This is a genomic window from Paraburkholderia sp. D1E, assembly GCF_052682275.1.
In genome coordinates this window covers 5,505,148-5,525,661 of record NZ_JBQYMB010000001.1, presented here as the reverse complement: position 1 = coordinate 5,525,661, position 20,514 = coordinate 5,505,148, and the positions used below count along the sequence as shown (strand labels likewise).

The following is a 20,514-nucleotide window of genomic DNA, read 5'->3' as shown; positions in this document are numbered from 1 at the left end:
CGTGCGCGCGCCTCAGCCGACATCAGCGGGCGCGCGGATACGAGCCGAGTATCTTCAGGAACGCGGCCTTCTGGCCGAGTTCGGTGAGCGCGGCGGCGACCGCCGGCTCGTCGCGATGACCTTCGACGTCGATGTAGAAGTAGTACTCCCACGTGCCAACGCGCGCCGGACGCGATTCGAAACGGGTCATCGATACACTGTGGCGCGCCAGCGGCTCCAACAGTTTGAACACGGCACCCGGCTCGTTCGCCACCGAAACGATCAACGACGTCTGGTCGTGCCCGCTAACGCCGGTGCGCTCCTTGCCGATCATCACGAAACGCGTGCGGTTATGCGGGTCGTCCTGGATCAGGGCATAGGCAACCTGGAGACCGTAGTGGGTCGCCGCGCGATCGCCGGCGATCGCTGCGACAGTCGGATCTTCCGCCGCCATGCGCGCAGCTTCGGCATTGCTCGACACTGCCTGGCGCTCGAGATGCGGCGCGTTCGTCGCGAGCCAGCGCTGGCACTGAGCTAGCGCCTGCGCGTGCGCGCACACCCGCTTCACGCCGGTGAGGCCGCCGTTCAGCGTCAGGAGATTGTGGTGAATCGGCAAGGCCAGTTCGCCGCCGATCGTGAGCTGGGTTTGCAGCAGCAGATCGAGCGTGCGCGACACCGCGCCTTCGGTCGAATTCTCAACCGGCACAACGCCGAATTCAGCTGCGCCTGCTTCGACCGAGCGAAATACTTCGTCGATCGACGGGCACGGCAGACCTTCGATCGACTGACCGAAGTACTCGTGCATGGCCTGTTCGCTATACGTGCCGACCGGGCCGAGATACGCGGCTTTGATGGTCTTTTCGAGCGCGCGGCTCGCGGCCATGATCTCGCGCCAGATCGCACTGATATGTTCGCTGGCCAATGGGCCATCGCTCATATCCTGCAAGCGCGCGATCACCTGCTGCTCGCGTTCCGGGCGGAACACCGGCGCGTTGAAATGCTTCTTGACTTCACCCACTTCGAGCGCCACCGCGGCACGCTGATTGAGAAGCGCGATCAACTGCGCGTCGAGCGCGTCGATGCGTTCGCGAAGGGGTTTGAGTCGGGTATTGAGTTCGTCGTCCATGCGTGAAAACGGCCCTGCCGGTAGCTGCTGCACAAATGCGTGCTGGAAAGGATGCGCGCGCCTGAATTCCTAAGACGATCAGGCGTTGCGCTGTTCGAATTCCTTCATGTATTCGACAAGCGCTTTAACGCCTTCGAGCGGGACGGCGTTATAAATCGACGCCCGCATGCCGCCGACGGACTTGTGGCCCTTTAGCTGCACCATTCCCCGGGCTTTCGCGCCGGCCAGGAAATCATCGTTGCGCGACTCGTCGGTGAGGAAAAACGGTACGTTCATCCGCGAGCGCGAGCCATGCTCGACCTTGTTCAGATAGAAGCTGCTCGAATCGATCGCGTCGTACAACAGCTTCGATTTTTCGAGGTTACGCGCTTCCATCGCAGCAAGACCGCCCTGCTTCTTCAACCACTTGAACACCAGCCCGGCGACGTAAATCGCATACGTGGGCGGCGTGTTGTACATCGAATTGTTCTCGGCGACGGTTTTCCATTCGAACGCCGACGGGCAGATCAACTGCGCGCGATCCAGCATGTCTTCGCGCACGATCACAACCGTCACGCCCGCCATGCCGATGTTCTTCTGCGCGCCACCGAACAACACGCCGTATTTGGCGATGTCCATCGGGCGCGACAGGATGTGCGACGAAGCGTCCGCCACCAGCGGAATATCGCCGAGATCGGGAATCTCGAACGTCTCGACGCCGTGAATGGTCTCGTTGGTGCACAGATGCACGTAAGCCGGATCGTCAGACAGTTGCCATTCGGAGCGCGCCGGTGCACGGGTGAAACCCTCTGCCGTCTGGCCGCTCGCCGCCAGATGCACGGTGCCGTATTTTTGTGCTTCCTTGAGCGACTTCTGCGACCACGAACCGGTCACGACGAAATCCGCGCGCGGTTTCGCGCCCATCAGATTCATCGGCACAATTGCGTTTTCGCCCAGGCCACCGCCTTGCAGAAACAGGATGCGGTGGCTGGCGGGCACCTCGAGCAGCTCGCGCAGATCGACGAGCGCTTCCTCGTGGATCGACATGAATTCTTTACCGCGATGGCTCATTTCCATCACGCTCATGCCACTGCCCTGCCAATCGAGCATCTCGTCGGCTGCCTGACGCAGCACTTCTTCGGGCATGGCAGCGGGGCCGGCGGAGAAATTAAAAACGCGCATCGTGAGATCCTGGAAGCTGGCGCGAAAAACGAACAGATCGCGCAAAAATCGGCGAAGTTTGCAGTCGCAAGGCAACTGCCGCAACGGCAGCCGCTGCAAAGTTAACGACGCGCACTCGACAACGCGAGTTTAACGACGCGCGTTTGACAACAATTTCGCGCCCAAAAAGAAAATGGCCGTCTGCGCGTGTGCGCAAACGGCCATTATCGCATTGTCGCCCCCAACCCGCCAAACCCGCCAAACCCGGCACGCCGTATAGCTTGCCGAGCGGCGGCTAGCGCGATGTCAGCGCAGCCTTTCGACCTTTTGGCTTAACTAGCTGGCTTACTTAGCCGGCTTAACCGAAGCGACTTCCTTGTCAGCCTGGTCACGCGTTGCCTTGATCGATTGCGGCATGTACTTTTGCATCAAGCCGTTCACAACGTCGCGGCCAACCTGGTCCTGGACCTGGATGAACTTGCGGCCGGTCGGGCTCTTGTAGAACGCGGTCAGATCCTTGATTTCCGACGTGCTGTAGTACTTCGCGTAAGCGTCGTACTGAGCTTGCATGGCGTCTTGACGGAAGGAATCCGTTGCAAACACCTGGCCTGCGCCGTCAACCAGCTTCGGCACTGCATTCTTTTGCAGCGTCGGGACGGAAGCCTGCTTCTGCTTGTCCGTCATCGTCTTGTTTTCGCTCAGGGCGTCCGACAGGATAGCCGGGACCAGTTGCTTGGCTTGCATCTGGGCGCTGTTGCCAATTGCGCCGACGAGCTTCTGTGCATCGATTGCGTCCAGCAGGTCCTTGATTGCAGCCTGCTTGGCCGGATCAACCGGTGCAGCGGCAGCAGCCGGAGCCGCCGGGGCCGGGCTCTGAAGTGCTTGAGCCATGGCGAAGGTCGGCACGAGAGCAGCCAGCAACATCAGTTGTTTGAATCGTTTTTGCATCATTACTCCCTAAGAGAAATTAACTTGAACTGCGAGCAGCGCGGGATGCGTATCGGCCCGACACGCCATTGTTCCCTGCGCAGCTTTCAACCAATAACTGAGACTGAACTGCCGACGCGAATCAGGCCGCACCACCGTCTTCACCACCGTTGTCGCCTTCGGCAGGACCTTCGGTGTCGCCTTCCACATCTACATCCGCTTCCGCCTCAGCAACCTGTTGCAGACCTGAAAGCTTGGTCCCTTCGTCAAGGCTGATGAGTGTAACACCTTGGGTTGCGCGTCCCATTTCTCGAATTTCCGATACGCGCGTACGAATCAGTACGCCCGTATTGGTGATCAACATGATCTGCGCTTCCTGATCCACCAGCGTGGCGGCGACGACCTTGCCGTTCCGTTCCGACGTCTGGATCGCGATCATTCCCTTCGTACCGCGCCCGTGACGCGTGTACTCGGTGATGGGCGTGCGCTTGCCGTAGCCGTTTTCGGTTGCGGTCAGCACCGACTGCTGTTCGTCGCCAGCCACCAGCAACGCGATCACACTCTGACCGTCTTCAAGCTGCATGCCGCGCACACCACGCGCCTCACGGCCCATCGGACGGACGTCGTTTTCGTCGAAACGCACTGCCTTGCCGGAATCCGAGAACAGCATTACGTCATGCTGGCCGTCCGTAATGGCGGCGCCGATCAGGTAGTCGCCGTCATCCAGACCGACCGCAATAATACCCTTGCGCAACACGCGGCCAAAGGCTTCTAACGGCGTCTTTTTTACAGTTCCTAACGCGGTGCCCATAAAGACGAATTTGTCAGCCGAGAATTCCTTTACCGGCAAGACAACCGTAATCTTCTCGCCGTCCTGAAGCGGGAAAATATTGATGATCGGACGGCCGCGTGAGTTCCGCGAGCCTTGCGGCACTTCGTAGACCTTCACGCTGTAGACGCGACCACGATTCGAGAAGCACAGAATGTGATCGTGCGTGTTCGCGATGAACAGCGTGTCGATCCAGTCGTCTTCTTTCATCGCCGTGGCCTGTTTGCCGCGACCACCCCGCTTCTGCGCACTATATTCGGACAGCGGCTGCGATTTCACATAGCCGGCGTGCGACATGGTCACGACCATCTCTTGCGGCGTGATCAGGTCTTCGGTGTTCAGCTCGGTTGCATTCAGCTCGATCTTCGAGCGGCGTGCGTCGCCGAATTCGGCTTTGATCGACGTCAGTTCGTCGACGATGATCGCCGTAATGCGTTCCGGGCGAGCCAGAATGTCCAGCAGGTCGGCGATTTGCGCCATCACTTCGCGGTACTCGCCGATGATCTTGTCCTGCTCCAGACCCGTCAGGCGTTGCAGGCGCATCTGCAAGATTTCCTGAGCCTGGGTGTCGGACAAGCGGTAAAGGCCGTCGGGCTGCATGCCGAAGGACGGGTTCAAACCCTCCGGGCGATAAGCCTCACGACCACCGGCCGACGCGTTTTCCGTCTCGGCGCGCGACAACATTTCGCGTACCAGCGACGAATCCCACGGACGCGCCATCAATTCCTGCTTGGCGATCGGCGGCGTGGGCGCGGCCTTGATGAGCGCGATGAATTCGTCGATGTTGGCGAGCGCGACTGCCAGCCCTTCGAGCACGTGACCGCGTTCACGTGCCTTACGCAGTTCGTATACCGTGCGCCGCGTCAGCACTTCCCGGCGATGCGACAGGAAGCACGACAGCATTTCCTTCAGGTTCAGCAGCTTCGGCTGGCCGTCGACCAGCGCGACCATGTTCATGCCGAAGGTGTCCTGAAGCTGGGTCGCCTTGTACAGATTATTGAGAACCACTTCCGGCACTTCGCCGCGCTTCAGCTCGATCACGACGCGCATGCCGCTCTTGTCGGATTCGTCGCGGATGTCGGAGATGCCTTCGAGCTTCTTCTCGTTGACCAGTTCGGCGATGCGCTCCAGAAGCGAACGCTTGTTCACCTGGTACGGCAATTCGTCGACGATGATCGACATGCGCTGACCGCGGTCGATTTCCTCGAAGTGCGTAAGTGCGCGCATCAACACGCGGCCGCGGCCCGTGCGATAGCCGTCGCGCACGCCAGCCACGCCGTAGATGATGCCGGCGGTCGGGAAATCAGGTGCCGGAATGATCTCGATCAGTTCGTCGATCGTGGCTTCCGGATTTTTCAGCAGGTGCTGACATGCGTCGACAACCTCATTCAGGTTGTGCGGCGGGATGTTGGTCGCCATGCCGACCGCAATACCGGACGAGCCATTGATCAGCAGATTGGGAATACGCGCCGGCAGGATGGCCGGCTCGTTTTCGCTGCCGTCGTAGTTCGGCGTGAAGTCGACCGTTTCCTTGTCGATGTCGGCCAGCAGTTCGTGGCCGATCTTTGCCATGCGGATTTCGGTGTACCGCATCGCCGCGGCGTTGTCGCCGTCGACCGAACCGAAGTTGCCCTGACCGTCCACCAGCATATAGCGGAGCGAGAAATTCTGCGCCATCCGGACGATGGTGTCGTAGACAGCCGTGTCGCCGTGCGGGTGATATTTACCGATGACGTCGCCGACAATACGCGCCGACTTCTTGTAAGCCCGGTTCCAGTCGTTGTTCAGTTCGTGCATCGCGTACAGCACGCGCCGGTGCACCGGCTTCAGGCCATCGCGAACATCGGGAAGCGCACGCCCCACGATCACGCTCATCGCGTAATCGAGATACGAACGGCGCATTTCCTCCTCTAGGGAGATTGGCAGAGTCTCTTTGGCGAATTGATCCATTTATCCGTATCTTTTACGTGCCAAGGCGACGGCGATAACCTCACTAGCCGCGCCTTCGCGTAAGCATTGCAGGCGCAACGCATCACGCGATTCTAACATGCCGCGCATCCGTCCCCGGCGGGGGTACGTATACCTATTAGCTGGCGCACGGGAGCGGCGCCTGAATGCCCCACCACCGAACCGGAGCAGGCTCGATTTGTGCGTGAGGCAATCCGCCGCTCAGCCATGACTGGCGGTGCCTTCAGCGGATTGCTTCTGTTGCGCATGCACCACAATTGGAGGGCGATTTGATCGGGGGCAGATTTTTTTATCGTTGGAAGGGAACGATATGGCAAAATGCCAACGCACAAAGAGTTAGACACTGCTCGAAGTCTACACAGCACGTTTTTTGTTCTACACCGATGTTATACTTCGAGCAATGTATGACTTGTCTTCGTCAACAGGCTCGCAGTAAACCTGCGGTAATCTCAATTTCGAGAGGAGAAATATGAATAAACTTTCAAAGCTCGCGTTCATTGCAGCTACCGCAGTTATGGCTGCATCCGCCATGGCGCAGTCGGTGCCGGCGTCGCGACAAGCCACGAACGACAACTGGGTGAATGGTACCGGCGAATACGTGTGGATGAACGGCACGAACGAGCTTTGCTGGCGCGATGCATTCTGGACGCCGGCAACGGCCAACGCTAAGTGCGATGGCGCCCTGGTTGCCCAGGCTCCGACCCCGCCGGCTCCGGTCGCACCTGCACCGGCTATCACGAGCCAAAAGATTACGTATCAAGCTGATGCTCTGTTCGACTTCGACAAGGCTATCCTGAAGCCGGCTGGCAAGGAAAAGCTGGACGATCTGGCATCGAAGATCGGCGCGCTGAACCTCGAAGTCGTCGTCGCAACGGGTTACACGGACCGTATCGGTTCGGACAAGTACAACGACCGTCTGTCGCTGCGCCGTGCTCAAGCTGTGAAGGCATACCTCGTCAGCAAGGGCATCGAATCCAACCGTATCTATACGGAAGGCAAGGGCAAGCGCAACCCGGTCACGACCGGTTGCAACCAGAAGAACCACAAGCAACTCATCGCCTGCCTCGCACCGGATCGCCGCGTGGAAGTCGAAGTTGTCGGTACTTCGAAGCAGTAAGCTACAAATTACCGCAGTATCAAAGCCCCGCTTCGGCGGGGCTTTTTTTATGCCAACGCGGCGGATGCGGCTCGCTTTCTCCTCCGAGCATCACCCGCCCGCTTGGCAGACCAGGACTAGCCAGCCGTTGTGCGGCATTTTGCCGCTCTGTCTCTCGGCCTATATACTCAGGGTTTATCCTCGAGCGCCCGCTCAACGCTCTCATCGAGGCAGCTTCCGCTATGACCAACGCCGATCCCCACGAACTACAGAAATTCAGCGACCTTGCGCATCGTTGGTGGGACCCGAATGCCGAATTCAAACCGCTGCATGAACTCAATCCGATCCGCCTGAGCTGGATCGACGCGCACGCGCATCTCGCCGGCAAAACCGTACTGGATATCGGCTGCGGCGGCGGCATTCTGTCGGAATCGATGGCAGGATTGGGCGCGCACGTGAAGGGAATCGATCTGTCGAGCCAGGCGCTCGGAGTGGCCGATCTTCACAGCCTTGAAAGTGGCGTAACCGTTAATTACGAAGAAATCGCTGCTGAGGCGCTCGCCGCCCGCGAACCGGGTACTTACGACGTCGTCACCTGCATGGAAATGCTCGAGCACGTGCCCGAACCGGCCGCCATTGTCGCGGCCTGCAAGACACTGGTGAAACCGGGTGGCTGGGTGTTTTTCTCCACACTGAACCGCAACGTGAAGTCGTATCTGTTCGCGGTGATCGGCGCGGAATATATAGCGCGGATGCTGCCCAAAGGTACGCACGACTACGCACGCTTCATCCGTCCGTCGGAATTGGCGGGCTTCGTGCGCACCGCCGATCTGCATACAGTCGACATCAAAGGCATCGTTTATAACCCGCTCAGCAAGCATTTCGCGCTGTCCGCCGACACGAGCGTGAACTACATGCTCGCCTGCCGCCGCGACGTCTGATCCGCCCCGACCTGCCCGGACCCAATCAATCAATGAGCGATCCCACGCCCCTGCCGCAGCGCGAAGACACTGACGACGCACTTGGTCTTTGCCAGGCTGTCCTGTTCGACCTCGACGGCACGCTGGCTGACACCGCGCCCGACCTGGCGGCCGCCGTCAACAAAATGCGTCATGATCGCAGCCTCGATATGGTGCCGCTCGAAGACCTGCGGCCGCTCGCGTCCGCGGGCGCGCGCGGGCTGATCGGCGGGGCCTTCCGTATCGGCCCTGAGCACCACGAGTTCGCGTCGATGCGCGAGGAGTTTCTCGCCAACTACGAAGCAGACTTGTGCATCGAGACCACGCTGTTTCCCGGCATCGCCGAATTGCTCGACGATCTCGACGCAAGGGGCGTGCGCTGGGGCATCGTAACGAACAAGGTGGCAAGGCTCACCGAGCCGCTGATCGCACAACTCGGCCTCGAAGAGCGCGCGGGCTGCGTGGTGAGCGGCGACACGACCCCCCATTCAAAGCCGCACCCGGCCCCCTTGTTGCATGCCGCGCGCGAGCTGGATGTGTTGCCGGAGCGTATCGTCTACGTCGGCGACGACCTGCGTGACGTGCAAGCGGGTTTCGCGGCCGGCATGAAGACCATAGCGGCCGCCTACGGCTACTGCGGCAACGACATTCCACCGGCGCAATGGCACGCGCAGCATGTCGTGCAGTCGCCCGCTGAATTGCAGAAGCTGCTGCGCGATATCGGCTGAACACATACAGTGCAGTGAACACGGCAAACGCGGCGCAAGCAACACATGCGCCGTCCTGGCACTCCACCGTGCCCCGGCAGGAAGCCGGCACGGCAACAAGGCAATCAGCCAGGACGCGGCCGTCAAACTATTGTAAAATCTACGCTGGCCCAGACGTTTGGGCCAACAAACCGCGGGGGCGACCTGGTTTCGACAGGGGTCGCGAAGCGGCTAGGGCATACCGAGGACCCGTCACCTCGTTAATCAATGGGAAAAACGTAACTGCAAACGACGAAACGTTCGCACTGGCAGCCTAAGGGCCGCCGTCCTCTGCCTAGTTCACTGACGGGCTAGAGTCGCAAGACCGGTAGCAATACCGACAGAGGTCATATACGTCAGTTAAGTCTTGGCGGCGTCACGACGCCAAGGTCGAAAACCTAGTGAATCGCCGTCATGCAGCGTGTTCGTCCGCGTCATGGTGGTTAAATCAAATGACAGAACTAAGTATGTAGAACTAGTCGTAGAGTGCTTCTGGACGCGGGTTCGATTCCCGCCGCCTCCACCAGAACACCGTTTCAAGCTGCACCATCAAGACTCACTGAAAACCCGTAAGCGGCCTGCTGCTTGCGGGTTTTTTGTTGGCTACTCAGACAACAGAAGGCCCGCTCATCGAGCGGGCTTTTTTGCTGACGGGTATCAATGCCGCGCGAAGACAAGCGGAATAAACGCGTCCGTTCAAGCGTTCATTCCCCGCGCGCACCCGCATGCCGCGTCCCGCGCGAGACCAACACCAAAATCAGGGGCCGACATCATGCGCAAGACTCTCTTCTGCCTCTTCACGCTGACTCTCCTCGCACTACAACAGACTGCCTTTGCCGAAGCCCCAAAGATCGTCGACGGACGCTTCGTCAGCGCGGACGGCATGACGCTCTATACCTTCGACAAAGACACCACGCCCGGTGCGAGCGCCTGCACCGGCGGTTGCATGAGCAACTGGCCGGCGGCCATGGCAAGCTCATCGGACAAGCCGTCAGGCGAATGGACGCTGATCCCTTCCGCGGGCGGCAAACAGCAATGGGCATACAAAGGCCATCCGCTGTATCGCTACGCAGCAGACAAGCAGGCGGGAGAAATGAAGGGAGACGGCTTCAAGGATATGTGGCACACGGCGAAGCCATGACCGATAGCCGCTGAGCGACGAGGCCAAAGCCGACAAGCTCGATAAAAAAGCACAAGCAAACGCCCAAACGAAAAACGCCGGCAGCATGCCGGCGTTTCACAAACGAACACGAAAGCGCTGACTCGCGCTTATTCGTCTTTAGGACATTGCAGATTACAACCGTTCGGATCGCCGTTGTCGCCGCGCTTGCGCATGGCTGACTTTTTGTTGGACTGGTATTTGTCCGAGGGCGCTGACGCCGCAAACGGCATCTGGGGATGTTCGGCAAGACGGAACTGATCTTGCAGGATACCGCCCGGCACACCCGGCGAATTCTGTGCGAAGGCAACCGAAGCGGTGGCGAGAAGCACACCGGCCGTCGCTGCCGCAGCACATGCGTGAAGAAGAGCTTTCATATCGATTCAGCGCGGCACGGCGCGCGGTTAAGGCGTAAGCGGAAGGTTAGAGATTATCCCAAACAAACGCCCCGCGCAGCGGCAACGGCATCATTTTGTTTACAGTCGCTTACACCGTGCTTAAGCCAAGCCCCACGTCGAGATCGAGCAGCTTGCCGCAATCGCGCGGATCGTAACCTTCGAGCTGATCGACGTTGTGCCGGAACGCCGCGCCGCGCAGCAAGCCGATCACCATTGCAAGCGGCGTGCGCTCCAACCGGGCACGGTCGCAGGCGAAGTAATAGTCCTCCTCGACGATCGGTATGAAGTCGAGCCCGAAGTGATGCGCCGCCGGCTCCACGCCGAAACCCACATCCGCCATGCCACTCGCCACGAACGCCGCAATCGCCGAATGCGTGAGTTCCGTCGACGCATAACCGTTGACCCGATCCGGATCGACTCCGACTTTTCGTAGCGCGAGATCGAGCAGCATGCGCGTGCCGGAACCAGGCTGACGATTGACGAAGCGAATGTCGTCGCGCGCAAGGTCGCTCAAGCCGTCGATTCCTTTTGGATTGCCCTTGCCGAGAAAGAGACCCTGCTTACGCCTCGTCAGGTGCACGAGCACATGACGCTGCGGATCGAGCCAGCGCCGATACGTATCGGCGCACGCCGCGCGAAACTCGCCTAGCGGTAAGTGGAAGCCGGCCAGATCACATTCGCCACGGGCGAGCGCGCTAACAGCGTCCGCGCTGTCGCGGTATTTGATGTCGACCGGTTGATCGTGCGCGACCAGCGCCGTCACCAACGCCGCCACGGCGTAACCGTGCGACGCGTAGATCCGCACGTCGTCGGCGGGTGGCGCGAGCCAGCGGTTCAGGTCGCTTGCGACTTCGCTCGCGAGCGCCTGCATATTGCCGTCGAGCCGCTCACCGCACAAACGCTGCGCGCGCAAGACGGCTTGACCGAGTTCGGACAGCACCGAGCCGCGCCCACGCTCCTTCGCGATCAGCGCGCCACCCAAACGCTCCTCAATGCTGCGCAACAAACCCCACGCATGACGGTAGGACAAACCCTTAAGCGTCGCCGCCTGCGCGATGCTGCCGGATTCGTCCACCAGCGCGAGCAGCGGCACCACGTCCGACAGGCTTGCCTCGCGGCCATCCGGGCCCTTCACAACCAGCTGCGCCTGACACTCGATTCTGATCATATATGTTCAATGATTTCCTATTGCACGAGGCGTATCACCCGCCTATTGTTCGGCTATCCCATATCGAATATACGAAGCATAAATGCACGCATTATGAATGACAAGTGCATATATGACTTTGGAGGAGCCCCACTTGGACGATTCCATCGCCGCCGCACCGGATCAGCTCGTGCAGCGTCACGCGCAGCCGGGCATGTCGCTGCTAGCGGTACTGCATGCGATTCAGGACGAACTCGGCTACGTACCGCCCGACACGGTTGCGCCTCTCGCGCGCGCCATGAACCTGTCGCGCGCGGAAGTGCACGGCGTCATCACCTACTATCACCACTTCCGCACGCAGCCCGCGGCGCCCGTTACGGTGCAACTTTGCCGTGCCGAGGCATGCCGCAGCATGGGCACTGAGGCGCTCGCGCAGCATATCGAGGCGCGCACCGGCTGCCGTTTTGATGCGGAGCATCGGCATGGCGCGACGGTCGAGCTGGAATCGGTGTATTGCCTCGGCCAATGCGCCCTGTCACCGGCGATGATGGTCAACGGCACCTTGCACGCCAAGGTCTCGCCGCAAAAGTTCGACGCGTTGTTCGCAGCCGCCAGCACATGCGTGGAGGTCACGGCATGACGCGCATCTACGTTCCCTGTGATTCGTCGGCATTGGCGCTTGGCGCGGATGCACTGGCTCAAGCGATCGAAGCTGAAGCCACACGCCGCGGCATTGAAATCGAACTGGTCCGCAACGGTTCGCGCGGTTTGCTGTGGCTGGAACCGCTCGTCGAAGTAGCGACGGCCGAAGGCCGCGTCGGCTATGCGAATGTCGAAGAGAGCGACGTTGCAGCACTATTCGACGCCGGCTTTATCACCGGCGGCGAGCACGCGCAGCGTGTCGGTGTGGTCGATGAAATACCGTATCTGAAGCAGCAGCAGCGCCTGACCTTCGCGCGCATTGGCATCACCGATCCGCTTTCTGTCGACGATTACGTTACCCACGGCGGCCTCGAAGGTCTCAAGCAGGCGTTGCAGACAGACGGCGACGCCGCCTGTGAAGCGCTGATCGAATCTGGCCTGCGCGGCCGCGGCGGCGCGGCCTTCCCCGCCGGCATCAAATGGCGCACGGTACGCGGCGCCCAGGCGGCGCAGAAATATATCGTCTGCAATGCGGACGAAGGCGACTCCGGCACCTTCTCCGACCGCCTCGTCATGGAAAGCGATCCGTACGTGCTGATCGAAGGGATGATCATTGCGGGCGTCGTGACCGGCGCGACGGTCGGCTATATCTACGTGCGCAGCGAATATCCGCACTCGATCGCAACGCTCGAAGCTGCGATCGCCAGGGCGCGCACCGCCGGCTGGCTCGGTGACAGCGTGCTCGGCTCGGCGGCGCATCGCTTCGAGCTGTTTGTGGCGAAAGGCGCAGGCGCTTATGTCTGCGGCGAGGAAACCGCGCTGCTCGAATCGCTCGAAGGCAAACGCGGCATCGTGCGCGCAAAACCGCCCGTGCCGGCGCTGGTCGGCCTCTACGGCCAGCCGACCGTGATCAACAACGTCATCACGCTCGCGACGGTGCCCATCATCTTCGCGCGCGGTGCTGCTTTCTATAAAGACTTCGGCATGGGCCGTTCGCGCGGCACGCTGCCGTTCCAGCTCGCCGGCAATGTGAAGCAAGGCGGCCTGGTCGAACTGGCATTCGGCGTCACGCTGCGTGAACTGCTTTACGACTACGGCGGCGGCACGGCAAGCGGACGCCCGGCGCGCGCAGTGCAGGTCGGCGGCCCGCTCGGCACCTATCTGCCGGAAAGCCAGTGGGACATCCCCATGGACTATGAAGCGTACGCGGCCGTCGGCGCGGTGGTCGGCCACGGCGGCATCGTCGTGCATGACGACACCTCGAATCTCGCCGAACTCGCGCAGTACGCGATGCACTTCTGCGCGCTCGAATCGTGCGGCAAATGCACGCCGTGCCGGATCGGCTCGACGCGCGGCGTCGAAGTGATCGGACGGATCCGCAACGGCGATACGTCCACGCGGCAAGTACAGTTGCTGCGCGATCTGTGCGACACGATGGTGTCCGGCTCGCTCTGCGCGATGGGCGGCATGACGCCGTTCCCGGTACTGTCCGCGCTCGACCATTTTCCCGAAGACTTCGGTCTCGATAACGTGCACGACCACGCGCCCAAAGCGGCTGCGGCCTGACCCAGGAGCCTCACATGTCCGACATGCTCAACTCCCCCGCCGGGGGCTGCGGCTCTGGCAATTGCGCGTGCAAATCACAAGCGCAAGCGCAACAACCTGCGCCCCGTTCGTTCTTTGACGATACCGACTACGGCACACCCGCGCGTCATGCCGACGTCGACATCACGCTGGAAATCGACGGCCAGGCGGTGACGGTTCCGGCCGGCACTTCCGTGATGCGCGCCGCCGTCGAAGCCGGCGTCAATGTGCCGAAGCTCTGCGCGACCGATTCGCTCGAACCGTTCGGCTCGTGCCGTTTGTGTCTGGTCGAGATCGAAGGCAAGCGCGGCTACCCCGCTTCGTGCACGACACCCGTCGAAGCCGGCATGAAGGTCCGCACGCAAACCGATCGTCTGCAATCGCTGCGCCGTAACGTGATGGAGCTGTACATCTCCGATCACCCGCTCGACTGCCTGACCTGCCCCGCCAACGGCGACTGCGAGTTGCAGGACATGGCGGGCGTTACCGGCTTGCGCGAAGTACGCTACGGCTTCGATGGCGCAAACCACTTGAAGGACAAGAAAGACGAATCGAATCCGTACTTCACGTACGACCCGTCGAAGTGCATCGTCTGCAATCGCTGCGTACGCGCGTGCGAAGAAACGCAAGGCACCTTTGCGCTGACGATCGCCGGACGCGGTTTCGAATCGCGCGTCGCTGCAAGCGAAAACCAGCCGTTCATGGAATCGGAATGCGTGTCATGCGGCGCGTGCGTCGCCGCGTGCCCGACCGCGACCTTGCAGGAAAAGACCGTCATCATGCTCGGCCAGGCCGAACATTCGGTCGTGACCACCTGCGCGTATTGCGGCGTCGGCTGCTCACTCAAGGCCGAGATGAAGGGCAACCAGGTCGTACGGATGGTGCCGCACAAGAACGGCCAGGCGAACGAAGGCCACGCGTGCGTGAAGGGCCGCTTCGCATGGGGCTATGCGACGCACAAGGACCGCATCACCAAACCGATGATCCGCGCGAAGATCACCGATCCGTGGCGCGAAGTCAGCTGGGAAGAAGCAATCAGTTACGCGGCATCGGAATTCCGCCGCATTCAGGCGAAGCACGGCCGCGATTCGATCGGCGGCATTACGTCGTCGCGTTGCACGAACGAGGAAACGTATCTCGTACAGAAGCTCGTGCGCGCCGCGTTCGGCAACAACAATGTCGACACCTGCGCGCGCGTGTGCCACTCGCCGACCGGCTATGGCCTGAAGACCACACTCGGCGAATCAGCTGGCACACAGACCTTCGCCTCGGTCGATAAGGCCGACGTGATCATGGTGATCGGCGCGAATCCGACCGACGGCCACCCGGTGTTCGGCTCACGCATGAAGCGCCGCATCCGCGAAGGCGCGAAGCTGATCGTCGTCGATCCGCGCCGCATCGATATCGTCGATACGCCGCACGTGAAGGCGTCGCATCACTTGCAATTGCGTCCGGGCACCAACGTCGCGGTGGTCAATGCGCTCGCGCATGTGATCGTGACCGAGGGGCTGCTGAACGAAGCGTTCATCGCCGAGCGCTGCGATACCCGCGCGTTCGAGCAATGGCGTGCGTTCGTGGCCCTGCCCGAGAATGCGCCGGAAGCAACGGAAGAACTCAGCGGCGTGCCCGCTGCATCCATTCGCGAGGCCGCACGCGTCTACGCCACGGGCGGCAACGCCGCGATCTACTACGGCCTCGGCGTCACCGAACACGCGCAAGGTTCGACAATGGTGATGGGCATCGCGAATCTGGCGATGGCGACTGGCAACATTGGCCGCGAAGGGGTCGGCGTGAATCCGCTGCGCGGCCAGAACAACGTACAGGGTTCGTGCGACATGGGCTCGTTCCCGCACGAGTTGCCGGGTTATCGTCATATCAGCGATTCGATCACGCGCGCATTGTTCGAAGAAGCATGGAACGTCACGTTGCAGCCCGAACCGGGGCTGCGGATTCCGAACATGTTCGATGCCGCGGTACACGGCACCTTCATGGGCCTGTACTGCCAGGGCGAAGACATCGTGCAGTCCGATCCCAACACGCATCATGTGGCGGCGGCGCTATCCGCAATGGAATGTATCGTCGTACAGGACATTTTCCTGAACGAGACGGCCAAGTACGCGCACGTGTTGTTGCCGGGCTCAACGTTCCTTGAGAAGGACGGCACCTTCACGAACGCCGAACGCCGCATCTCGCGCGTGCGCAAAGTGATGCCTCCGCTCGCCGGCTATGCCGACTGGGAAGCCACGATCCTGCTCTCGCGCGCGCTTGGCTACGAGATGGACTACACCCACCCGTCGCAGATCATGGACGAGATCGCGCGGCTCACGCCGACTTTCCACGGCGTGTCGTACAAGAAGATCGACGAGCTCGGCAGCATCCAGTGGCCGTGCAACGAGAATGCACCCGACGGTACACCGACCATGCACATCGACGCCTTCGTGCGCGGCAAGGGCAAGTTCGTGATTACGAAGTTCATCGCGACGCCTGAAAAAGTCACGCGTAAGTTCCCGCTGCTGCTCACGACCGGCCGCATCCTGTCGCAGTACAACGTCGGCGCGCAAACGCGCCGCACCGAGAATTCCCGCTGGCATGACGAAGACCGGCTGGAACTGCATCCGCACGATGCGGAGGAACGCGGCATCAAGACCGACGACTGGGTCGGCATCGAATCGCGCGCGGGACAAACCGTGTTGCGCGCGAAAGTGACCGAGCGGATGCAACCGGGCGTCGTCTATACGACATTCCACTTCCCCGAATCGGGTGCGAACGTGATCACCACCGATAGCTCGGACTGGGCCACCAACTGTCCTGAGTACAAGGTGACCGCGGTGCAGGTGATGCCGGTCGAACAACCGTCGCAATGGCAGAAGGACTATTCGCGCTTCAACACGGAACAGCTCGATCTGCTGAAGCATCGCGAGTTGACCAACTCAACGTCGGGTAAGTGAGGCGAACCATGGACAATCAGAATCTGATCGACATGGCGAACCGGATCGGCGACTTTTTCGATTCGATGCCGGACCGCGAAGAAGCGCTCGCCGGCATCGCCGATCATATCCGCCGCTTCTGGGAGCCGCGTATGCGACGCGCTTTGCTGGCTGCGCTCGATGAGCCGGATGCGAGCGGCATCGAGATGTCGAGCATTGTCAGGGAAGCGCTCGTCAAGCATCGTGACGGGCTCACGCCGGCTGCACTTTCTACGGTATAGACGGCGCGGTTCACCCAGCATCTGCTGTGCGCAAGGCGGCCCATGCCACGGGCCGCCTTTACACGATCGCCTCACGGTCCACCCCGGACGGCCATTTCAGTTAGCAGCCTCACAGGGCCGCCTGCTCCGGTATCACCCCACCCACCGCGAACCACGCTTCGCAATGCCGCAGCAAGCCGTGCAGATCGGAGCCAGTGCGCCCGCGCGCGCTGATGTAGCCGTCCGGCCGCACCAGATAGAACGACGGCCGTGTGCGTCCATACGATTCGGACAGCGCCGGGGCGCCCTCGCCGCTCGTATCGGTCACTCGCCAGATGCGCACCGCACCCGGCAGCAACTTCTCGACTTCCGCAGCCAGGCGTTCCAGCTCCGGGTCCGGCGGCAGCGCATGCTTCGCAGCAGGATCGAGCGGCGTTTCGTCGACCGGCAGCGGCTGGACCAGCAGGAACAATGAGAAGAACGCCGGATCGTGCAGATCGAAAATACAACCGACGCCCGGCGCGCGGCCAAGTGGCCCATCCAGCACATGCACCAGCGCATCCGGCGCCCGCTCGCCGGCACGCGGGCCACCGTCGAGAACGCGCTCGAACGTCAGCGGACTGCGTCGATACTGGATCGACAACTCGCTGATGGTCATCCGCGCCGCATCGCGCAACGGACCGAGCGCGGCCAGCACCGGCATCACGCGCTCGCGCAGCAGCTTCAGCGGTCCATGATCGGCCTCGGCCATATGCGTGATGAAGCCGGTTTGCCGCAGCACGTCGCGCTCGATCGGATGCCGTTCCTGGTGGTACGTATCGAGCAGGCGGTCAGGCGCCGCGCCGTTCAAAACGCGTGCGAGCTTCCAGCCGAGATTGAACGCTTCCTGAATACCCGTGTTCATCCCTTGTGCGCCGGCAGGACTGTGGACGTGAGCGGCGTCGCCCGCGAGGAAGATGCGGCCGACACGCAGTCTCTCCACCATTCTGCTGTTCAGATGAAAATACGACGACCATGCCAGGTCCGACACCTCAACGCGTTCCCGCACACGCTGGGCAATCAGTGCCTTGCATTCGTCCAGCGACGGCGGCGAAACCTGGTTGAGCGACGGTTCACCGAGCACTGCCGGCGTGGCCGGCTCCGGAACCGTGGTCGGTGCGACGGGATGATCCGCAATCAGACGATGGCGGCCATGGCCCATCGGAAACAGCGCGACGAGACCCTCGCCTGAAGCGAAAATATGGAATTCATCTTCGGGCCAATCGGTTTCGGCACGCAGATCGGCAAGCAGGAACGTCTGCTCGAAAGTGTTGCCCACAAAGTTCAAACCGAGCCGGTGACGGATCGTGCTATGCGCACCGTCAGCGGCGATCATGTACGACGGGCGCAGGGTCTCCGTATGGCCATCCGCGCGACGCAACGTCGCCTGAATACTGGCGGAGCCCTGCGAGAACATCGCCAGCTCAACGCCGCGTTCGACCGTCACGCCGAGCGTCGCGAGATGTTCCGTCAGCAGACGTTCGGTCACGGATTGATCGAGAAACAGCAGATACGGATAGCGCGTATGCAGCGGATCGAAATCGAGGCGTGCGAGACGCATGCCATTGGAAAAAAGATTGGCGATGCGCGCGCGATGACCGAGTTCGAGAAACGGCTCGATCAGCCGATGTTGTTCAAACAGTTCGAGCGTGCGCGCCTGAATGCCGATGGCCCGCGAATACGGGTTCGGTTGCAGCGCTTTGTCGATCAGACGCACGGGGATGTGGGCACGCGCCAGACTCATTGCCGCGGCGAGCCCGGTCGGCCCCGCCCCAACGATCAGCACCGGCGACGCACCGTGTGCGGCAGCGTCCATGCGGAACTCCGGAGACCACAGTACGTTCTAGTGTACGCCGCCGATAGTCCGCTCAACGGTGCGCCGCATCAATCGTGCGGATGATCCAGCGCGCATTGATGCACCGTGGTACCGAGGTCGACTTGCAGTGTGGCGTGCTGCATCGAAAAACGTTCGCGCAGTGTGATGACGATGCCGTCGATCGACTCGTCACCGGGATGGCCTGCCGGCATCACCAGATGCGCGCTGAGCGCATTGCCGGTAGTCGACAGCGCCCAGACGTGCAGGTCGTGCACGTCGGTGACGCCGGGCTGTCCGGCGAGATAGTCGCGGATATGCTGCAGGTCGACGCCGGGCGGCACGGCGTCGAGCGCCATGCGCACCGAATCGCGCAGCAGGCCCCACGTGCCGGCCACCACCACCGCGACCACCAGCAGGCTCATCACCGGGTCGAGCCACGTCCAGTTGGTATAGAGAATCACGAGACCGCTGATCGCGACCGCGGCCGAGATGCCGGCGTCCGCGGCCATATGCAGGAATGCGCCGCGTATGTTCAGGTCTTCCTTCTGGCCGCGCATGAAGAGCCACGCCGAGAAGCCGTTCACGACCACGCCGACCGTCGCGACGACGAACACCACGAGTCCCGCAACCGGTGCCGGGCTCATCAGGCGTCCGATTGCCTCGGCAACGATCACGCCGCATGCGAAGAGCAACAACCCGGCGTTGGCGAGCGACGCCAGGATCGACGAACTGCCATAGCCAAATGTATAGCGTGCCGACGGACGGCGCGTGGCGAGCCAGGTTGCGCCCCAGGCGAGCAGCAAGCCGAGCACATCGGAGAGATTGTGGCCCGCGTCGGCGAGCAGCGCGGTCGAATGCGCGATCACGCCGTAGACGGCTTGAACCAGCACGATCGCTACATTCAGTGCGACGGCGAGTGCGAAGGCGCGGCCATGGCCTGCAACGGGTGCATGGGCATGGTGATGGCCGGCGTGGCTGTGGTTGTGGCTGGCGTGGCTATCGTGATCGTGGTCGTGTTGGTCGTGGCTACTGTGATCGTGGTCGCCATGGCTATGGCCTTTGTGGCCGCCGACGCCGCGGCTGTGATCATGGTCGTGGCCGTGACCATGCTCGTGGCCGTGGTCCGCATCGTCATCGTGTGAATCTCGCCCGAGCGCTCCGTGTTCCCCCGCACTGCTCTCATACGCATCGCCAGCATCGGGACGAGCCACGTCATGGCGATGCCCGACTTGACCATCAGCACCGCGCTCTTTCCCCTCGGCCTGCGCATCTTCGCCGTCGGTCCCGTCGAATTCCCCATCGAGCCAGACTGGCGCGTGGTCGTCCTCGCGTTCTTCAGCGGGCCGGTTCGGCGTAGTGGGTTTCTTCATGACGGGTCCAGAGGAAATTCGCCGGCCGGCTCGGCCACATGCTCGAGCATACCGGCCAGCATCGCGCTGATGTGACGATCGGCGGCAAGATAGAACACCTGCTTGCCCTGCCGCTCCGCGCGCACGATCCGCGCCGCGCGCAACAGCCGCAGATGGTGGCTCACCAGCGACGACGACAAGCCCAGCCCCTCCGCAATCGCACCGACCGCACGGCGTTCGTCAACGCACGCGAGCACGATGCGCAAGCGCGTTGGATCGCCAAGCAGGCGAAACAGGTCGGCCAGCGGCACGATCGCCTCCACCGGGCGGTCCTCAAAACTGACAGGCGATATCGTGGAATCCATGGCAAGCGGCATCATCAGCACACATGTGAACAAGTGTTCACATGTTATAGATATTGAA

At 61.6% G+C, this 20,514-nt stretch carries 17 protein-coding genes and 1 other RNA gene; 9 read left to right on the top strand and 9 right to left on the bottom strand.

Annotated features, from left to right (window positions below; translation table 11 throughout):
• Nucleotides 1-22: 22 nt before the first annotated feature.
• The 4 genes from pheA to gyrA all read right to left on the bottom strand — a co-directional run bounded on the left by pheA (nucleotide 23) and on the right by gyrA (nucleotide 5,951).
• Entirely contained in the window at nucleotides 23-1,105 is a 1,083-nt protein-coding gene (gene pheA, locus ACUN0E_RS24865) for a prephenate dehydratase (protein ID WP_408222371.1), read from the bottom strand.
• 78 nt (nucleotides 1,106-1,183) lie between these two features.
• Nucleotides 1,184-2,266: a 3-phosphoserine/phosphohydroxythreonine transaminase gene (gene serC / locus ACUN0E_RS24860; protein WP_445568257.1), complete on the bottom strand. Its 1,083-nt coding sequence runs from the start codon at nucleotides 2,264-2,266 to the stop codon at nucleotides 1,184-1,186.
• 324 nt (nucleotides 2,267-2,590) lie between these two features.
• Nucleotides 2,591-3,193: a DUF2059 domain-containing protein gene (locus ACUN0E_RS24855; protein ID WP_054037403.1), complete on the bottom strand. Its 603-nt coding sequence runs from the start codon at nucleotides 3,191-3,193 to the stop codon at nucleotides 2,591-2,593.
• A gap of 121 nt (nucleotides 3,194-3,314) precedes the next feature.
• A complete protein-coding gene (gene gyrA, locus ACUN0E_RS24850; RefSeq protein WP_445568256.1) occupies nucleotides 3,315-5,951 on the bottom strand; it encodes a DNA gyrase subunit A in 2,637 nt (878 codons plus the stop codon).
• Between the two features lie 487 nt (nucleotides 5,952-6,438).
• Between gyrA and ompA the strand changes: the two genes are divergently transcribed.
• The 5 genes from ompA (at nucleotide 6,439) to ACUN0E_RS24825 (ending at nucleotide 9,911) form a co-directional block, all read left to right on the top strand.
• Nucleotides 6,439-7,086, top strand: coding sequence for an outer membrane protein OmpA (gene ompA / locus ACUN0E_RS24845; protein ID WP_028200089.1), 648 nt, complete (start codon nucleotides 6,439-6,441; stop codon nucleotides 7,084-7,086).
• Nucleotides 7,087-7,307: 221 nt separating this feature from the next.
• Nucleotides 7,308-8,006: a bifunctional 2-polyprenyl-6-hydroxyphenol methylase/3-demethylubiquinol 3-O-methyltransferase UbiG gene (gene ubiG, locus ACUN0E_RS24840; RefSeq protein ID WP_408222375.1), complete on the top strand. Its 699-nt coding sequence runs from the start codon at nucleotides 7,308-7,310 to the stop codon at nucleotides 8,004-8,006.
• A 32-nt stretch (nucleotides 8,007-8,038) separates the two neighbouring features.
• The gene (gene gph, locus ACUN0E_RS24835) at nucleotides 8,039-8,752 is read left to right on the top strand and encodes a phosphoglycolate phosphatase (protein ID WP_445568255.1); all 714 of its coding nucleotides are present in this window, start codon (nucleotides 8,039-8,041) and stop codon (nucleotides 8,750-8,752) included.
• Nucleotides 8,753-8,926: 174 nt separating this feature from the next.
• Nucleotides 8,927-9,296: a transfer-messenger RNA gene (ssrA, locus tag ACUN0E_RS24830) on the top strand.
• Between the two features lie 246 nt (nucleotides 9,297-9,542).
• A complete protein-coding gene (locus ACUN0E_RS24825; protein ID WP_445568254.1) occupies nucleotides 9,543-9,911 on the top strand; it encodes a COG4315 family predicted lipoprotein in 369 nt (122 codons plus the stop codon).
• A gap of 128 nt (nucleotides 9,912-10,039) precedes the next feature.
• Here the strand turns inward: ACUN0E_RS24825 and ACUN0E_RS24820 are convergent, their stop codons facing one another.
• Both ACUN0E_RS24820 and ACUN0E_RS24815 read right to left on the bottom strand, forming a co-directional pair.
• Nucleotides 10,040-10,306, bottom strand: a complete 267-nt coding sequence (locus ACUN0E_RS24820; protein WP_408222393.1) for a hypothetical protein — start codon at nucleotides 10,304-10,306, stop codon at nucleotides 10,040-10,042.
• Nucleotides 10,307-10,415: 109 nt separating this feature from the next.
• The gene (locus tag ACUN0E_RS24815; protein WP_408222395.1) at nucleotides 10,416-11,495 is read right to left on the bottom strand and encodes a substrate-binding domain-containing protein; all 1,080 of its coding nucleotides are present in this window, start codon (nucleotides 11,493-11,495) and stop codon (nucleotides 10,416-10,418) included.
• Nucleotides 11,496-11,628: 133 nt separating this feature from the next.
• Here ACUN0E_RS24815 and ACUN0E_RS24810 point away from each other — a divergent pair, with 133 nt between their 5' ends.
• Genes ACUN0E_RS24810 through ACUN0E_RS24795 form a run of 4 tightly spaced genes read left to right on the top strand, consistent with a single transcriptional unit; the run spans nucleotide 11,629 to nucleotide 16,908 of the window.
• Nucleotides 11,629-12,114, top strand: a complete 486-nt coding sequence (locus tag ACUN0E_RS24810) for an NAD(P)H-dependent oxidoreductase subunit E (protein ID WP_445568253.1) — start codon at nucleotides 11,629-11,631, stop codon at nucleotides 12,112-12,114.
• The gene (locus ACUN0E_RS24805; protein WP_445568252.1) at nucleotides 12,111-13,682 is read left to right on the top strand and encodes a formate dehydrogenase beta subunit; all 1,572 of its coding nucleotides are present in this window, start codon (nucleotides 12,111-12,113) and stop codon (nucleotides 13,680-13,682) included. The genes ACUN0E_RS24810 and ACUN0E_RS24805 overlap by 4 nt, the downstream gene beginning before the upstream one ends.
• 14 nt (nucleotides 13,683-13,696) lie before the next feature.
• The gene (gene fdhF / locus ACUN0E_RS24800) at nucleotides 13,697-16,648 is read left to right on the top strand and encodes a formate dehydrogenase subunit alpha (RefSeq protein WP_445568251.1); all 2,952 of its coding nucleotides are present in this window, start codon (nucleotides 13,697-13,699) and stop codon (nucleotides 16,646-16,648) included.
• Nucleotides 16,649-16,656: 8 nt separating this feature from the next.
• The gene (locus ACUN0E_RS24795; RefSeq protein WP_408222403.1) at nucleotides 16,657-16,908 is read left to right on the top strand and encodes a formate dehydrogenase subunit delta; all 252 of its coding nucleotides are present in this window, start codon (nucleotides 16,657-16,659) and stop codon (nucleotides 16,906-16,908) included.
• A 109-nt stretch (nucleotides 16,909-17,017) separates the two neighbouring features.
• Here the strand turns inward: ACUN0E_RS24795 and ACUN0E_RS24790 are convergent, their stop codons facing one another.
• The 3 genes from ACUN0E_RS24790 to ACUN0E_RS24780 all read right to left on the bottom strand — a co-directional run bounded on the left by ACUN0E_RS24790 (nucleotide 17,018) and on the right by ACUN0E_RS24780 (nucleotide 20,456).
• On the bottom strand, nucleotides 17,018-18,742 hold the full coding sequence (locus ACUN0E_RS24790) for an FAD-dependent monooxygenase (protein WP_445568250.1): 1,725 nt from the start codon (nucleotides 18,740-18,742) through the stop codon (nucleotides 17,018-17,020).
• 68 nt (nucleotides 18,743-18,810) lie between these two features.
• A complete protein-coding gene (locus tag ACUN0E_RS24785) occupies nucleotides 18,811-20,112 on the bottom strand; it encodes a cation diffusion facilitator family transporter (RefSeq protein WP_445568249.1) in 1,302 nt (433 codons plus the stop codon).
• Complete coding sequence (locus ACUN0E_RS24780) at nucleotides 20,109-20,456, bottom strand: ArsR/SmtB family transcription factor (protein ID WP_445568248.1); 348 nt, start codon at nucleotides 20,454-20,456, stop codon at nucleotides 20,109-20,111. The genes ACUN0E_RS24785 and ACUN0E_RS24780 overlap by 4 nt, the downstream gene beginning before the upstream one ends.
• Nucleotides 20,457-20,514: the final 58 nt, after the last annotated feature.

Excerpts from the sequence above, each read along its gene's own strand:
- ACUN0E_RS24855 (WP_054037403.1), bottom strand. The coding sequence starts at position 3,193 with ATGCAAAAACGATTCAAACAACTGATGTTGCTGGCTGCTCTCGTGCCG.
- gyrA (WP_445568256.1), bottom strand. The coding sequence starts at position 5,951 with ATGGATCAATTCGCCAAAGAGACTCTGCCAATCTCCCTAGAGGAGGAA.
- ACUN0E_RS24805 (WP_445568252.1), top strand. The coding sequence starts at position 12,111 with ATGACGCGCATCTACGTTCCCTGTGATTCGTCGGCATTGGCGCTTGGC.
- pheA (WP_408222371.1), bottom strand. The coding sequence starts at position 1,105 with ATGGACGACGAACTCAATACCCGACTCAAACCCCTTCGCGAACGCATC.
- ACUN0E_RS24795 (WP_408222403.1), top strand. The coding sequence starts at position 16,657 with ATGGACAATCAGAATCTGATCGACATGGCGAACCGGATCGGCGACTTT.
- ompA (WP_028200089.1), top strand. The coding sequence starts at position 6,439 with ATGAATAAACTTTCAAAGCTCGCGTTCATTGCAGCTACCGCAGTTATG.
- serC (WP_445568257.1), bottom strand. The coding sequence starts at position 2,266 with ATGCGCGTTTTTAATTTCTCCGCCGGCCCCGCTGCCATGCCCGAAGAA.
- ACUN0E_RS24825 (WP_445568254.1), top strand. The coding sequence starts at position 9,543 with ATGCGCAAGACTCTCTTCTGCCTCTTCACGCTGACTCTCCTCGCACTA.
- ubiG (WP_408222375.1), top strand. The coding sequence starts at position 7,308 with ATGACCAACGCCGATCCCCACGAACTACAGAAATTCAGCGACCTTGCG.
- gph (WP_445568255.1), top strand. The coding sequence starts at position 8,039 with ATGAGCGATCCCACGCCCCTGCCGCAGCGCGAAGACACTGACGACGCA.
- ACUN0E_RS24790 (WP_445568250.1), bottom strand. The coding sequence starts at position 18,742 with ATGGACGCTGCCGCACACGGTGCGTCGCCGGTGCTGATCGTTGGGGCG.
- ACUN0E_RS24780 (WP_445568248.1), bottom strand. The coding sequence starts at position 20,456 with ATGGATTCCACGATATCGCCTGTCAGTTTTGAGGACCGCCCGGTGGAG.
- ACUN0E_RS24815 (WP_408222395.1), bottom strand. The coding sequence starts at position 11,495 with ATGATCAGAATCGAGTGTCAGGCGCAGCTGGTTGTGAAGGGCCCGGAT.
- ACUN0E_RS24785 (WP_445568249.1), bottom strand. The coding sequence starts at position 20,112 with ATGAAGAAACCCACTACGCCGAACCGGCCCGCTGAAGAACGCGAGGAC.
- fdhF (WP_445568251.1), top strand. The coding sequence starts at position 13,697 with ATGTCCGACATGCTCAACTCCCCCGCCGGGGGCTGCGGCTCTGGCAAT.
- ACUN0E_RS24820 (WP_408222393.1), bottom strand. The coding sequence starts at position 10,306 with ATGAAAGCTCTTCTTCACGCATGTGCTGCGGCAGCGACGGCCGGTGTG.